This is a genomic window from Tuberibacillus calidus DSM 17572 (genome assembly GCF_000430685.1).
In the GTDB taxonomy this organism is placed as follows: domain Bacteria; phylum Bacillota; class Bacilli; order Bacillales; family Sporolactobacillaceae; genus Tuberibacillus; species Tuberibacillus calidus.
On sequence record NZ_AUMM01000024.1, the window covers coordinates 21361 to 36051 of the forward strand.

Consider the following 14691-nt stretch of genomic DNA (forward strand, 5'->3'; position numbering starts at 1 on the left):
AGGCACCTATACCCGCTGTTATTTCGTTTCGCGATAGATTGTATGTCTCCGTAAACGCGGATTATATTTTCTTAATTCCAAGCGTTCCGGATTATTTCGCTTATTTTTCATGGTCAAATAAGTGCGATCTTTCGTTTCCGTGCATTCCAAAATAACGATTTGGCGCATGACTTTCCCTCCAATCTGTCGTGCATTAACATACTTAAACATCATATCAAAAAAACCGCCGATATTCAAGATGTCCGGAATGGCCTGCGGACATCGGTTTCCTAAAACCGTTTTCTTATCCCCCTTGTATTAATTTTTTTTCGATGAAACATTACAATTTCCTTTCTTTTTCACCAAATCTCTTTTTCACACAAAGCATCTATGTTATAAGTAAATAGTAGCCTTCTTTATGGCGCAAACCTACATAACTCAAGGATCGCATGAAGGCTGGACCAAATTAGGAGGATGGTTATGGGATATTTATTGCTCGTTTTGATTGTGATCGGTCTGGTTCTTCTCGCCGTCTCCTTCTTTAAGGAAGACAGCATTAAACAATTGGAAGACCAAATCGAAGGTACATCCGTGACCGTTATGCAAGAACTATATAAAGTGAAAAAGAAAATTCGCGTTCTCGAGGAAGAATTAATGATCAATGAACGCGATCGATGAAGGTGATTAACCCATGACGAAACACGGCATGCGCGGTTTTGCCTCGGGAATCATCGCGGCAAGTGCTGTGATCAGCCTGTTTTATTTTCAATTATCACCAAAAACCGAGGCTGAACCCGTGTCCAAATCGCAGATTACCGAAGAAGATGTTCAAAGTTATCTCAATCGTCACGGCGAAATCGCCGTCGACAAAAAGACGTTTGACGAATGGCAAAAATCAGAGCAAAGCACTTCTGCGGAAAATAACAACCCATCGAAGAGTGCCTCTAATGATTCTGGTAAAAAAGAGGTTACCGATAACAAAGCTGAAAATGCCCCGAAAGTGTATAAAGTGACGGTCACCGTCAAAGAGGGCATGACAACCTCTGACATCGCGAAGACTCTCGCTGAGAAGCATGTCATTAAAAATAAATATGACTTGATTAACTATGTCATCGACCACAAGCTTGAACCTTATCTCCAACTCGGTACCTTTACGCTTTCAAGCGATATGTCCGTCGCACAAATAGCTGATAAGCTTACGAAACATTAAAGAAAACGTGGCTCCCCTTAAGTCTTTTCGGCGAAGGCGGAGCCTTCGTTGTAGTTATCCTAGACGGAAAATTTATATACGAGCTTACCCGTTTAAACGAAACCCCCTAGGCCAAAGCCTTGGGGGTTTTTTCTGTACCAATCATTTTAATTGTCCAGGATATAATTTGTTGTAGACATCAAAAATATCTTGCGCGATATATAAGTTCGCATGGTTATCGTGAGTTTCCGGCACAATTAAGGCGACCGCCACTTTCGGATTGTCATATGGCGCATAACCAATAAAGGCCAAGTTATCTAGCCCTCTGTCCGTATTCACCTGAGCCGTACCGGTCTTCCCGGCAATTTTATAGGAACGGTTATGGGCATTGAGCGCTCCAAGCATGCGCGCCGTCCCATGTGGCCCCTGTGTGACGAGGTAAAAACCTTTATGCACCATATCGATTTGTTCCTTGGTATTGGCAATCGTATTTAAGATTTTCGGTTCATAGCGGTATTTGACCGGGCCGACTTGGGTCGGATCACCACTCGGTTCATTCACGGTTTTTAACAGATGTGGGGCGAGGCGTTTCCCGCCATTGGCGATTGTTGAAACGTATTGCGCCATTTGCAGCGGCGTATACGTATCATATTGCCCGATCGCAAATTGCATGATTATACCAGGTGAATCCAAAGGAAGTGGTCCCTCATAACCAATGGATTCAAACGGTAGATCAATACCTGTTGAAACGCCTAAACCGAATTGGCTATATCCTTCACGCAGGGCATTGAAAGCGTGGACAAACCGTGGACCATTAAAAACCTGAACACTATAATAACTCCCGTGGTCATAAAATCGAAAACCAGCCATGTTGCCAACAACACGACCCATATAGACGTTTGAAGAATATTCCAGCGCTTCAGCCGGTCCGACAGTCGGTATGGCTTCCAAGGATTTAAAAGGCTTGCCGTCTTTTGAAAATTTGATAGGTTTATCGTCAAAAAGCCCAGGTATGGCATGATTTTGGTAACCCGTCAAAATGGTTGCCCCTTTAATCGATGAACCAATCTGAAAAGCTTTTAACACCGTGCCGGAAGAGTCGTCAACAATTTTTCCTGTGCTCGGGTCGAATGCCCGGCCAACCATCGCCAAAATTTCTCCAGTATTTGGATCAATGATTACCGCATAAGCACTGTTGGCGTGTGTACTATGAAACTTCCTCAAGTTTTTCTCGATGACAGTCCCAACCGCTTTTTGAAGTCGGCTGTCAATCGTCAAAACGAGATCATCACCCCGGCGGCCTTCTTCTTTTATCGGATTGCCAACAGGTTTACCATTTTTTGTCATAAAAGTATAGGTCGTCGGCACACCGCGTAGAATGTTTTCATATTGTTGCTCGAGATTGCTCGTTCCAACAATATCATTCCGATTATAGCCTTCTGCCAAATAGTTATTAACTTCATGCCTTGGAATTTCTTTAACATTACCTAAAAAGAACATTTCCCCTTCAGGATAACTTCTTGTTGCGGCAACGGCCGTATCGATGGACCCATCAAATTCTTTTAAATGCTCACCAACTGTCGCTAATTCTTTATCCGTTAGTCCGATTTTCACATAAGTCGGTGTCAGATTGGATGCGGTCACCAATTTTCGCCAAATGGCGGCGACTTTTAGATCTGCCGTCGTCAAAGTCGCTAAATCCCGATCTGTGATGCGATCGAGCATGAGGTTGTAAGCTTTTTTGCTGTTTTGTTCCTTTGCTGACAACATCGCTTTCGCCTTATCGGGATGAAGTGCCAACCAGAAATCTTTTTTGTCGCGCTCCGTCACCTGCTCGGTGGACAGCGCTCCGTCCGGCACCTTCTTATTCGTCGAAACCGTGATATACTGGCTCAGTTTTTTGGCAATATCCAGCAAGTCTTGCGTATCCTGGTCCGGTTTTCGCGTAAATACAATGGCTTGCTCCGCCTTGTTGCCAACAAGAAGGGTACCATTTCGGTCACGAATCAGGCCTCTTACGGATTCCACCTTGGTGACCACTTTATTCGTCGCTTCAAGCTTCCTTTCATAATCTTCCCCGTGAACAATTTGGACAACACCTAAGCGTAGTATTAAAGCCGAAAATGCCAGGAAAATGATCAAAAAAAGGATATTTAACCGAAACGGAATATGGTTTTTCTTCTTTTTACGCTTTTTCTTTTCTTCCATCTCCCGTTCACTCCTTTAAACACACACTAAAAAGAGGCTGCCCATCAGGGATCGCCAAACGATTGGGTCAACCTCCTCTATTTTACTATAAAATCCCCCTCTGTGCCCGCTCGTTTTCGTTTTTTTTTTACTCATTTTAAACCGGAGAGCCGCTTTCCCCGTCTCGCAAAGGGTGACGAGCGTCATTCTTCATACTCCGCTTTTCCCTCTTCAACGGCAAACCGCTCAGACAGAAGTATATCGCCAGGTGCCCAGCGCCGATGACCAGCATTAAGTAGCGGATCCCCGTTTCATCGTTTTTAAAGAGCATGACGACGGCTAGAAATAAGAGAATAGAGACAATGCGCCCAAGATTATAATATAATTCTCTGACGACGATATATTCGATGCGCATTTCTTTAGCTTTCCATCCTTTACCAATCGTGTCAAAAGTTAAAGATGTAAAAGGGACCGTCAGCAGAGGATAAGCGATGGATGTCACAACGGCGTAGATCAAAAGGAGCGGATAATTTAATTTAAAAGTAATGAGAAAAACGGACCCATAAAGCAGAAGACCACCGATTAAAATCGCTTTTTTGCGCATATCTGTTTTGACCCATTTCGAAACGGCATAGTAGGATAAAAACATTATGGCGGATTCGATCAGGGTAAACTTCCCTAATGCCCATTCGCTTTTAGTCGTTAAAAATACCCAAATACCGATGATGAAAAAAAAGGTCCCTTCCCGTATGCCTTGTACGAAATGAGCATCTAAAATATCGTCCCAATTGGGGTTGTTTTTTTTCTCCATTAAAATTCGGCGCAAATAAAAGCGACCCTCTGCGAGGCGACTATTAATAAAAAAACTGATGAAAATGGCTAGGGCAAACAGCGCGAGTGAAAGCGCAAAAATCCATTTATATCCGAGATCATTCGGAAGCTCGGAAATCAGCCAGCCGGCAAATGCTGGACCAATCATCCCCCCGACGGAAGAAAGAATGCCTTCAAAGCCATTGAAAAAATCACGCGTGTCGGGCTCAGTAATCTCAAACGTCAAAATGTTAAAAGCGCACCAGAAAAATCCGTAACCGATTCCTAATAAAATCCCGAATAGCAGTAAAAAATCACGCGCCAAATTTCCTAAAAACAACACGCTGATGAAAAACAGGGCCAAAAAAGAAATGCCAAAACGAAGGACGATCACCCGGTCAATTTTTTTGGCCAGTCGGCCGCTTACGAGAAACGTCAGTGGTTGAAAAATGACAATCATTAAATTATATAATCCGATATCGATAAAGCTCTTCGTATGTTTCCATAGAAAGACGTTGACAAAGGTGTTGGAAAGAGCGACGCCTAAAAAGTATAAACCGCTGATCACAAGTAACAATAGCAAATCCTTCGGGATCTTTTTCTCATCCAAGACGTTTTGCAGAAACTTCATCCGTCTCGACTCCCCTGTTCGAATTCCTTCTTTATTGTGCATCAAACAGAGGGAGATATACTGGAAAATCGGTAATGGCACGACCTTTTTCGGGGCGAAATTCCTTTTTAAGAAAAATAACGAAACCATCACTCTTTAAAATATATTTGACGCTACGAAACGGTTTGTAAAGCCTTATTGGTCCTTATGCTGACCCGAAAAACGATATCCTTTTTTACGAATATAAAAAAGGTTGACACATTTTGGAGAATCCATTGTGTCAACCTTTTGAGTGTCTGACTATTTAGCCGCTTCGTAGCGTTTATTGACTTCGTCCCAATTGATCACATTAAAGAACGCTTCAATGTATTCTGGACGACGGTTTTGGTATTTCAAATAATAAGCATGTTCCCAAACATCCAGGCCGAGAATCGGTGTTTTGCCTTCCATGTAAGGCGAATCTTGGTTCGGCGTGCTTGTAACTTCGAGTTCGCCGTTATTGACGACGAGCCACGCCCAGCCGGAACCAAAGCGGTTAGCCGCAGCATCAGAAAATGCCTTCTTGAAGTTTTCAAAGCTGCCGAATTTGGCATTGATCGCTTCGGCAATAGCGCCAGTCGGTTCACCGCCACCATTCGGGCTTAAAATTTGCCAGAAGAGGCTATGGTTGGCATGTCCACCACCATTGTTGCGAACAGCTGTGCGAATGTTTTCCGGCACGCTGTTAATGTCTTTAAGGAGATCTTCGATTGACTTACTGGCCAAATCAGCATGGCCTTCCAGCGCAGCATTGACTTTGGAAACATATGTCCCGTGGTGTTTGTCGTGATGTATCCGCATCGTTTGTTCATCGATGTGCGGCTCAAGCGCGTTATAAGCATAAGGTAAATCAGGAAGCTGATAACCCATGTAAATCTCCTCCTTAATATGTAGAATGGGTTCGCAGAGTTTTTCTGCTTTTTCCACTATTTACATTATCAAATTTAAGGCGACCCTTCAATAAATATGCCCGCTCAAAAGTTTTTCTAAAACAAAAAAATGCCCTTTACGGACATTTGCGATAAAATCATTATTTGGTTGCGGGGACAGGATTTGAACCTGCGACCTTCGGGTTATGAGCCCGACGAGCTACCACTGCTCCACCCCGCGATGTTAAATAGAAAGCTTATTCACTTGCAACTAGTGTGCCACTGTCCCTTCCTCTTCTAGCTTTTTCAGAGAGGCTGATGCGTCGGGACAACTCGCAGCGGATTCAACGATGTTTATCCTCGTTGCTCCACCCCGCGACGATATATAGAAAGCATATTCACTTGCAACTAGTGTGCCACTGTCCCTTCCTCTCCCAGCCCATTCAGAGTAGCCTGATGCGTCGGGACAACTCGCAGCGGATTCAACGAAGTTTATGATCGCTCTCCCCCCGCGATGATATGTGCTTTACAAATAATAACATAACCTGGCTGCTGATGCAAGTCCCAGGTGCGATAGTGGTGGACCCTGTAGGACTCGAACCTACGACCGGACGGTTATGAGCCGTCTGCTCTAACCAGCTGAGCTAAGGGTCCATGGGGCGGTTGATGGGTTTCGAACCCACGAATGCCGGAACCACAATCCGGTGCGTTAGACCACTTCGCCACAACCGCCATGAAAGTTTCCGAAAAAAGTAAAAGAGAGGTCTAAATCGACAACCTCAATATTTGTAATATATGGTAGCGGTGGAGGGGATCGAACCCCCGACCTCACGGGTATGAACCGTACGCTCTAGCCAGCTGAGCTACACCGCCATGTTTGCTTTCAAATCGTAACGACAGGATATATAATAACATGTCTTTAAAAATGTGTCAACACATTTTTTAAACTTTTTTCGACCGAATAACTTGGCCGATGTTTAATATATCACGCGCCAAGACATATTTCAATAGCTTTTTTAGATATTTTTGTTCTAAAAATGGAAGAGACACATATATATAGATGATGAAACATGACACCTTCTTTTAGAAAAGGGTGAACGCCATGAAGAAAATGTTCATCATCGCCATTTTTGCCGTTGTCGGTTGGACAAGTTATTACGATATGACGAAAGGGACGTTAGCTTTTCTCGGTAGTAATGAAACAAAGGCCAGTGAACCCGCCATTCCCTTTCAAACCGTTCACGTCCAACCTGGTGACACTGTGCTGTCATTATACGAGAAACTTAACCCATCTTCGACGTACGACATTGATCAAGTTTTGCGCGACTTTAAAAAATTAAATCATGGCGTTGACCCAAACCATATACAAATTGGTAAAACCTATCGCATACCGTTGGACGAAAGCCATCCGTAACTTGGCCATCACATCCGTAACTTGGCCATCAAATCCGATTGGTTGCTTTCCGTCAAAATAAATGTCTTGCCCATTGTCTCCGCTTACTGGTACAATGAGGAATGGTAAACGTATCTTGCCTTGACAATCATGCATTGTCTGGTTGAGAAAAAGGAGCGAATGGGGAATGAATCAAATCACCCATCGAACAAAAACCCGCCAAGTCAAAGTTGGCGATTTAACCATTGGCGGGTCAAATAACCTGATCATACAGAGCATGACGACAACAAAAACGCACGATGTGGAAGCGACCGTGGCAGAAATCCTTCGGTTAGAAGAAGCCGGTTGCCAAATGGTGCGCGTTGCTTGCCCGGACATGCGGGCCGCAGAAGCCATTCCTGAAATTAAAAAGCGGATTCACATCCCTCTCGTTGCGGACATTCATTTTAACTATAAATTGGCACTAAAAGCCATTGAAGGCGGCATCGATAAAATTCGCATCAACCCAGGTAATATCGGTGGACGCGAAAAAGTCGAAGCCGTTGTGAAAGCCGCTAAAGAAAGAGGCGTGCCGATTCGCATCGGTGTCAATGCCGGATCATTGGAAAAACATATCCTTGAAAAATATGGCTATCCGACAGCTGACGGCATGGTCGAAAGCGCCCTCCATCATATTAAAATTTTGGAAGATCTCGACTTCCATGATATCATCGTGTCCTTAAAGGCCTCCGATGTCCATTTGGCCATCGAAGCTTATGAAAAAGCAGCAGCCGCTTTTGATTATCCGCTTCACCTTGGCATCACGGAATCGGGCACGAAATTTTCCGGTACGGTAAAAAGTGCTGCGGGACTTGGCGTTCTTTTGCATAAGGGCATCGGCAACACACTGCGAATTTCTTTATCGACAGACCCTGTTGAGGAAGTTAAAGTAGCCCGCGAACTTTTGAAGACTTTCGGGTTATTATCAGATGCCGCCACGTTAATTTCATGCCCAACATGTGGCCGCATCCAATTTAATTTATTTGGCGTCATTGATGAGATCGAAGCCTATTTACAAACCGTCAAGGCCCCGATTAAAGTGTCCGTCCTCGGGTGTGCGGTTAACGGGCCCGGTGAAGCGCGCGAAGCCGATATCGGCATCGCCGGTGGGAAAGGCGAAGGCCTTCTCTTTAAACATGGGAAAGTCATTCGTAAAGTTCCCGAAGACCAACTCGTCGCCGAACTGAAAAAAGAAGTCGATATTCTCGCGAAAGAATACGCAGAAAAGAAAGCAGCGGAAAAATTATAAAAGAACCTGGCTCCACCATTGCCTAAAAAGCTTGGCGGAGCCTTCGTTTTTGACCAATATAAAAACGCGCTCAGGATGGGGCGTGTTTTATTTTTCGGCATGCTCTACCCATTTGGCAACAGAATCAAGCGGGCGTTTTTTCGGCGGATGTTTCACGTAACCTTCTTGCGGATAACCGAGGTAAACAAACCCTAAGACGAACCCCTCTCCGGTCATGCCAAATGTTTCTTTCATAATCGGATGATAGGCGGGGTTGCCCGATCGCCACATCGCCCCCAAACCGAGCGCATGGGAAGCAAGCAGCATATTTTGGACGGCACAGGCTGCTGCTGCCACTTCCTCAACAAAAATGACATTTTTCTGGTCTGAAGGATGCACTTTAACAACAATGACGACTGGTGCCCGACGTGCCTTAGCCAATCCTTGTTCATACGCCTTCTTTTTATCCTCATTGGATGCATCTGGATCCAACGCTTCCTGGTTGATTCGTCCATAAGCTTGTCCGAGTTTATTACGTCCGTCACCGATGAGCACCTCAAAAGAATACGGTTCCGTCAAGTAATGGTTCGGTGCCCATAAAGATGCTTCCAGCACTTTATGAATCAATGCCTTATCCGGCACCTTTTCTTGCACTTTGGATACAGAACGTCGAGTATGTATGGCTTCTAATACATCCATATCCCCTTCTCCTCTCGCCATAGACCTCCATTCCATTATCCGACCGAAACGGAGGAAAATCAATGAATTAGCCAAAGACAAATGAAAGAGGCTGACGTTTATCAATGTCAACCTCCTTCAATAAACTAGAAAAAAGGGGCGGTAAATAAGCGGATGACGATTGCGAAAATCCCAATGCCAATCGCCCAACCACCGAGCGCGCGGGCTCCTTGTCTGCGAGCGATGATACCGATAATGATTCCGGCGGCTCCCATAATCACTGGTAAAAAGAATAGTCCGACAATCGATAGCACGAGTGCCAACCAACCAATGCCTGTCCCGGAGTCCACAACATCGTCATCTTCATCTCTGACATTTCCAAGAGCGCGCCGATCTAAAACAGCCTCTTCTGCAACTTCTTCATCATAATGATCTTCATCATCTAGGCTGTTGTTTCTGTATGTTTCGCGGATGCCTAAATGGCCATCAAAGGCATGGTCGTCCACTTTTTCATTTATCGCCCCGTTTTCTTTATATTGAGGATGATCCTTATCCGCCAATGGCGATCCCTCGCTTTCATTTATAGGATCGTTTATATTTTGGCGTAAGTTCTCCTCAAATATAGATGAAATTGTTGGTATTCAGTTATAGGGCAAGTGAAAACAAATCGTCGTGCCCTTACCTTTTTCACTTTGAATCGTCATCTTCCCTCCATGTTCGGAAATAATCTTTTGCGATAATGGCAAACCCACTCCCGTTCCATTTTCTTTTGTTGTAAAAAAGGGCTTGCCAATTTGTCGAAGCACCGCTTCGTCCATTCCAGAACCATTATCTTGTATCACCACTGTATATTGTGATCCGTCATCACGGCCTTCCATCGAAAAAAATTTTTCCTTCTGGTCCTCAGAAATGGCTTCAACCGCATTTCGGAACAGATTTAGCACAACTTGAATCATCATGGATTTATCAATCAATACATAACGAGCGGTTTTTGTTATTTGCAAACGAAGGTCAATATTACGAAGCAGACATTCCGATTGAATGATTTCTGCGACGGTTGTAAAAAAGCCGCCTGGCTCACACCGTTCTTTGTTTTCTTTTTTTCTTGACAATGACAAAAAATCATCTATGATGCGGTTCATTCTGTTCAACTCAGAGAGGATCGTACCGTAATATTTGTCAATATTTCCAGTCATTCTTGACAATTGAATAAAACCGCGAATAATCGATAGCGGATTCCGCAGTTCATGGGCAAAACCGGCGGCCAAATGCGAGACGGTTTCCATTTGTTTTTTTGTTTTGAGCAAACGTTCATATTCGCTGGCAGCTTCGCGTTCATCAAACATGTAAATCACTTCATCAGTCCGCGCATCATAGAGCCCGAAAACCCTGTATAAGCGATCTCCGTAGACATGATAGCGCCGCACCGTTTGCCCTGAAGCCCGAAGATCCGGTGCCATTTCTTGGGCTTTTTTAACAAAAAATTCGCTCTCGCCTTGTTGTGAAAGCCGTTTTTCCATTGCCAGCAACACACCGTTTTTATAGACGACTTTGTTTTTGCCATCTAGAATGATCAAACCAACCTCTAATATATCCAGTATATTTCCGATCAAACTCTGGCAAAAAAAGAGATTTCGATCCGTTACCGACATAGGCGATTTAATGATCCCACCTCCCAATTTCGTCATACCGCACCATTATTCCCCAAATGCACCTACTGATTTTATTATATCGAATCTTTTTTCATAATAATATAATATTTCCATCATATTTATTGACAAAAATCGTAAACTTTGTCGCTATACTTAAAAAATATGACGAGACTTGCGTTTTATGACGATAAACGGCAATTTTTTTACGCGCCGATTCACGAAAAACCCATCGGCACATACCTTACAAGTGATGCTGGTTAAAGGGGGCTATTCATTGAATGCGTTGATCAAACATTTAGTGAACCAAAAAATTAACGGTTTAACCTCCGAAGAACTCATGAAATTTGGGAAAAAATATGGCTTTAAAATAAGCCGGAAAGATGCCGAAACCATCATAAACCTCCTTCATGCCCGAGGTGGATTTGATGTCTTTCAGGAAAAGGAAAGAAGAGCGCTATTAAAGGAGATCGCTCAAAAAACAAACGCTGGCCTGTCGCAATCCATGGAAGGCTTATTCCAGAGGCTCATAAAATGGATGGGTAATTAAATGTGAAGATTTGACTTTGATGGGGGCACCATTTTCAGGGGCTATAGGTAAAAAGCGCTGAAAATGCTTAGCCAATTAAGACTTAGCAAAAACCGCTTCTATTATTGTATGGAAAACAGTTATTTCTGTCTTTTCAGTTTTTCTCCGATTTTGCTTTGTAAACATGCCTTCGCGCCATAAAATAATTCAATTAAAAATAAAAAAGCCGGTTTTTTAACCGGCCATAATGTCTTCTTTAAGGTGTTCGTTAAACCGCCCTTCCCTTAACATGGCAATTTCAAACTTATAGGGGGGCTTTTTGTCATTTTTATCTTCACCGACAAATGGTGTTTCCAAAATTTTTGGAAGCCCTTCGAATTGCGGGTGGCGGACAATGGCGTTTAACGCTTCAAAGCCAATATACCCGTATCCAATGTTTTCATGACGGTCCTTGCGGGCACCGCACGGATTTTTGCTATCGTTAACGTGAACGACTTTAATGCGATCTAAACCGACGATGCGGTCAAATTCTTCCAAGACATCATCAAAACGATTGACGATGTCATATCCGGCATCATGCGTGTGACAGGTGTCAAAGCAAACGGAAAGTTTCTCATTATGTGTCACGCCTGATATGATTTCAGCCAAGTGTTCAAAACGATACCCGCATTCGGAACCTTTCCCCGCCATCGTCTCAAGCGCGATTTGCACTTGGTCATCTCGAGTCAGAACCTCGTTTAACCCTTCGATGATTTTAGCAAGACCCGCTTCAACGCCTTCACCGACATGAGCACCGGGATGAAGCACGATTTGCTTGGCTCCGAGGGCCTGTGTCCGGTCGATTTCTTTTCTTAAAAATTCAACGCCTATCCGGAATGTGGCCGGTTTTACGGGATTACCGATATTGATAATATACGGAGCGTGGACAACAATTTCCTCAATGCCGTTTTCCTTTGCATGTTTTAAACCCGCTTCAATGTTCAGTTCTTCAATCGGTTTACGGCGGGTGTTTTGCGGGGCACCCGTATAGATCATAAATGTATTTGCACCATAAGATACCGCTTCTTTACTCGCACCAAGCAGCATCTCCTTGCCGCTCATCGAAACATGAGAGCCGATTTTTAACACGTCCATTCCCTCCTTCCTATTCATTTTAGCATTTTTCTCGCGGTTTTTCGTCATATTTGGTCATCGGATGAGCCGATGCTTTCCCATTTGCCTTCTTCATCGAAGCGAATACCGGACGAACACCGTCATGACAATGGTGGTGATTATTCTGACTCTAGGCGTTTGCCGAGACGAACATTTCAAAACATCCAAAAGATGAGCCGAAAGCCCATATTTACAGGCATAACGGGTGTTTACCATAGGTACACTGCTTCTTTCACACGCATACGATAACAATAGCCATTCGGACCGAAAAAAAGGAGGATCACTAATGTTTCCATTGAGACAGGCAACACCTGGGATGAACCCCGGCGCCGGGCTTTTCGGTGCGGGCTCTCCAGCAGGCGGATTTCCCCCGATGAGCGGACCTGGTTTGTTTGGGCCTGGGATGGCCTCACCGTTTGGCACAAGTGGTTTGGGAACAAGAGGTGCCGGGGGACTTAGCCGACTGCTTGGTGGATTATTTAATAGCGGTTCAGGGGCACAAACAGGCGGTATGCCATTTGGCGGCATGGCACCGGGCTTCGGCACCCCCGGATTTGGCGGGTTAGCGACGGGTGGCGCAGGTGGATTGGCGAATCCAGGTTTAACCGGTACAGGTTCAAGCGGAGGTCTGCTCGGTATTTTTCAAAATCTGCAAAAAATGGTCGGTGTCGCTCAACAAGTGATGCCCGTTATTCAACAAATCAGTCCTATGATTAAAAATTTGCCAGGATTGATTAATATGGCTCGGACAATGATGGAACTGAGGAAATCTGGTGATCAATCGGCGGCAACCGATGATTCATCCAATGAAAACACGGGAACAAAAGCGGAAGAACGCGCATCAAGAGTGGAAATCGAGGAATTTTCTAAAGGCGAGGAAAAAGAGGATACACCGAAAACAAGAGGCCCTAGCCGCTCTCACAAACAAAAAAGGCGGCCGATTCCTACGCAATCGCAGACGACAGCACGATCGACAGTGCGATTATCACCCAACTCATCCATGGGCTACCAACCCGTCCCCAAAATAACTTCGCAGCCGACACTCTATGTCTGACTGTTTGTCACCAGCCTGCATGAAATTTCTTTGAATCTGATGTCTCCGCATGTTGGAGGTCTTAAAATTAACAAATGGGGCGCCTTTTTGTTGGCGTCCCATTGAACATTGTTGCTATATAGTATGGGTTGGTTATCTGCTTAAAGACCAATTTGTCCCTATTCTTTGTCAAGCCTTTGCCGGTGTGTTTTCATTTTTGACAACCACTTTCGGCAAGATCGATTTCTTGTTTTCTCTTGACGGCTTGACCCATGTTGCTGGGTCATTCGGATCGAATTGGTCAATAAAAAGGATGACTTCTTTTGTTAATTGCGTGGGCGTTGAGGCACCTGAGGTCACAGCCACTTTTTTCACGCCATTTAACAGCCAATTAATATCCAATTCGGATATGTCGGCAATCCGGTGGGCTGGTGTGCCCGCAATTTCTTCCGAGACTTGGGCGAGCCGATTGGAGTTATTGCTGCGCGGGTCACCGACGACAATGGTTAAATCGGCATCTTTGGCCTGTTCAGCGACCGCCTCCTGCCTGGTTTGCGTCGCATGGCAAATTTCATTGTGGATTTCCGCTTGCGGATATTTTCCTTTAATATAACGCATGATTTCCTCAACATCCCATTGCGACATCGTCGTTTGGTTGGTGATGACGATTTTTTCGTTTTTCAGTTGAAGGCTGTCTACATCTTCAAAAGTCTGAACAAGGTGCACACGCCCTGGTGCCATGCCGAGAGCGCCTTCCGGTTCGGGATGGCCTTTTTTCCCGATATAAATAATATCATAGCCTGCCTTTGTCTTCTCTTTTATTAGGTCATGCGTTTTTGTGACATCCGGGCAAGTCGCATCGATGACGGTCAGCCCTTTTTCCTCTGCCAGCTTGCGAACCTCAGGGGATACGCCATGAGCTGTGAAGATCACTGTGCCTTTATCAATCTGCTTTAACAACTCCAGGCGGCTGTTGCCGTCAAGAGTGATAATGCCTTCCTTTTCAAAGGCTTCTGTCACATGTTGATTATGCACCAACATGCCGAGGATATATATCGGGCGCGGCAGATTCTTGTTCATCGCTGCCTTGCGTGCAATGACCATCGCATCGACAACTCCGAAGCAATAGCCGCGCGGGGACACTTTTATAACTTCCAAAATCAACGCCTCCCTTGGCTTCTCTTTCCATTATAAAGCCAAAAGCAAACGCTGACAACGAAAGTCCTTAATGAAAACGAGCTTCAACAAAAGTTCGGGGTCTACCCCACCTAAAGCTACATAATACTGAACGATTTTAAGAAACCCGT

At 44.5% G+C, this 14691-nt stretch carries 15 protein-coding genes and 4 tRNA genes; 6 read left to right on the forward strand and 13 right to left on the reverse strand.

Going from position 1 to position 14691, the window contains the following annotated elements; translation table 11 throughout:
* Positions 1 to 18 precede the first annotated feature (18 nt).
* Entirely contained in the window at positions 19 to 168 is a 150-nt protein-coding gene (gene rpmG, locus H532_RS0107680) for a 50S ribosomal protein L33 (protein WP_027725009.1), read from the reverse strand.
* Positions 169 to 459: 291 nt separating this feature from the next.
* On the opposite strand from rpmG, the gene H532_RS0107685 reads away from it, so the two are divergent.
* Positions 460 to 657, forward strand: coding sequence for a hypothetical protein (locus tag H532_RS0107685; protein ID WP_027725010.1), 198 nt, complete (start codon positions 460 to 462; stop codon positions 655 to 657).
* Positions 658 to 670: 13 nt separating this feature from the next.
* On the forward strand, positions 671 to 1189 hold the full coding sequence (locus tag H532_RS0107690; RefSeq protein WP_027725011.1) for an endolytic transglycosylase MltG: 519 nt from the start codon (positions 671 to 673) through the stop codon (positions 1187 to 1189).
* Between the two features lie 141 nt (positions 1190 to 1330).
* On the opposite strand, the gene H532_RS0107695 is transcribed toward H532_RS0107690, so the two are convergent.
* From H532_RS0107695 to H532_RS0107725, 7 genes are all read right to left on the reverse strand, one after another.
* The gene (locus H532_RS0107695) at positions 1331 to 3376 is read right to left on the reverse strand and encodes a peptidoglycan D,D-transpeptidase FtsI family protein (RefSeq protein WP_027725012.1); all 2046 of its coding nucleotides are present in this window, start codon (positions 3374 to 3376) and stop codon (positions 1331 to 1333) included.
* Between the two features lie 136 nt (positions 3377 to 3512).
* Positions 3513 to 4796 carry an MFS transporter gene (locus H532_RS0107700; RefSeq protein ID WP_027725013.1) on the reverse strand — a complete coding sequence of 428 codons (1284 nt, stop codon included), beginning with the start codon at positions 4794 to 4796 and terminating at the stop codon, positions 3513 to 3515.
* 279 nt (positions 4797 to 5075) lie between these two features.
* The gene (locus H532_RS0107705) at positions 5076 to 5684 is read right to left on the reverse strand and encodes a superoxide dismutase (RefSeq protein ID WP_027725014.1); all 609 of its coding nucleotides are present in this window, start codon (positions 5682 to 5684) and stop codon (positions 5076 to 5078) included.
* Between the two features lie 165 nt (positions 5685 to 5849).
* Positions 5850 to 5924, reverse strand: a tRNA-Met gene (locus H532_RS0107710).
* A 336-nt stretch (positions 5925 to 6260) separates the two neighbouring features.
* Positions 6261 to 6337: transfer RNA gene (locus H532_RS0107715), tRNA-Ile, on the reverse strand.
* Position 6338: 1 nt separating this feature from the next.
* Positions 6339 to 6415 (reverse strand) — tRNA-His (locus H532_RS0107720).
* A gap of 64 nt (positions 6416 to 6479) precedes the next feature.
* Positions 6480 to 6556 (reverse strand) — tRNA-Met (locus H532_RS0107725).
* Between the two features lie 229 nt (positions 6557 to 6785).
* Between H532_RS0107725 and H532_RS18235 the strand changes: the two genes are divergently transcribed.
* Together H532_RS18235 and ispG are read left to right on the forward strand one after the other, a co-directional pair.
* Complete coding sequence (locus tag H532_RS18235; RefSeq protein ID WP_051263211.1) at positions 6786 to 7097, forward strand: LysM peptidoglycan-binding domain-containing protein; 312 nt, start codon at positions 6786 to 6788, stop codon at positions 7095 to 7097.
* 166 nt (positions 7098 to 7263) lie between these two features.
* Entirely contained in the window at positions 7264 to 8364 is a 1101-nt protein-coding gene (gene ispG, locus H532_RS0107735; RefSeq protein WP_027725015.1) for a flavodoxin-dependent (E)-4-hydroxy-3-methylbut-2-enyl-diphosphate synthase, read from the forward strand.
* A gap of 87 nt (positions 8365 to 8451) precedes the next feature.
* Here the strand turns inward: ispG and H532_RS0107740 are convergent, their stop codons facing one another.
* From H532_RS0107740 to H532_RS18240, 3 genes are all read right to left on the reverse strand, one after another.
* The gene (locus H532_RS0107740) at positions 8452 to 9042 is read right to left on the reverse strand and encodes a nitroreductase family protein (protein WP_027725016.1); all 591 of its coding nucleotides are present in this window, start codon (positions 9040 to 9042) and stop codon (positions 8452 to 8454) included.
* A 125-nt stretch (positions 9043 to 9167) separates the two neighbouring features.
* Positions 9168 to 9581 (reverse strand): DUF308 domain-containing protein, encoded by a 414-nt coding sequence (locus H532_RS0107745; protein WP_155995006.1) that lies wholly within the window; start codon positions 9579 to 9581, stop codon positions 9168 to 9170.
* A gap of 81 nt (positions 9582 to 9662) precedes the next feature.
* Positions 9663 to 10709, reverse strand: coding sequence for a two-component system sensor histidine kinase NtrB (locus H532_RS18240; RefSeq protein WP_051263212.1), 1047 nt, complete (start codon positions 10707 to 10709; stop codon positions 9663 to 9665).
* A 238-nt stretch (positions 10710 to 10947) separates the two neighbouring features.
* On the opposite strand from H532_RS18240, the gene H532_RS0107755 reads away from it, so the two are divergent.
* On the forward strand, positions 10948 to 11220 hold the full coding sequence (locus H532_RS0107755) for a DUF2624 family protein (RefSeq protein ID WP_162142918.1): 273 nt from the start codon (positions 10948 to 10950) through the stop codon (positions 11218 to 11220).
* Positions 11221 to 11433: 213 nt separating this feature from the next.
* On the opposite strand, the gene H532_RS0107760 is transcribed toward H532_RS0107755, so the two are convergent.
* On the reverse strand, positions 11434 to 12327 hold the full coding sequence (locus H532_RS0107760; RefSeq protein ID WP_027725019.1) for a deoxyribonuclease IV: 894 nt from the start codon (positions 12325 to 12327) through the stop codon (positions 11434 to 11436).
* Positions 12328 to 12637: 310 nt separating this feature from the next.
* Between H532_RS0107760 and vrrA the strand changes: the two genes are divergently transcribed.
* Complete coding sequence (gene vrrA / locus H532_RS19560; protein ID WP_027725020.1) at positions 12638 to 13405, forward strand: VrrA/YqfQ family protein; 768 nt, start codon at positions 12638 to 12640, stop codon at positions 13403 to 13405.
* A 168-nt stretch (positions 13406 to 13573) separates the two neighbouring features.
* Here vrrA and H532_RS0107770 read toward each other — a convergent pair whose 3' ends face one another.
* A complete protein-coding gene (locus H532_RS0107770; protein WP_027725021.1) occupies positions 13574 to 14542 on the reverse strand; it encodes a 4-hydroxy-3-methylbut-2-enyl diphosphate reductase in 969 nt (322 codons plus the stop codon).
* Between the last annotated feature and the right edge of the window lie 149 nt (positions 14543 to 14691).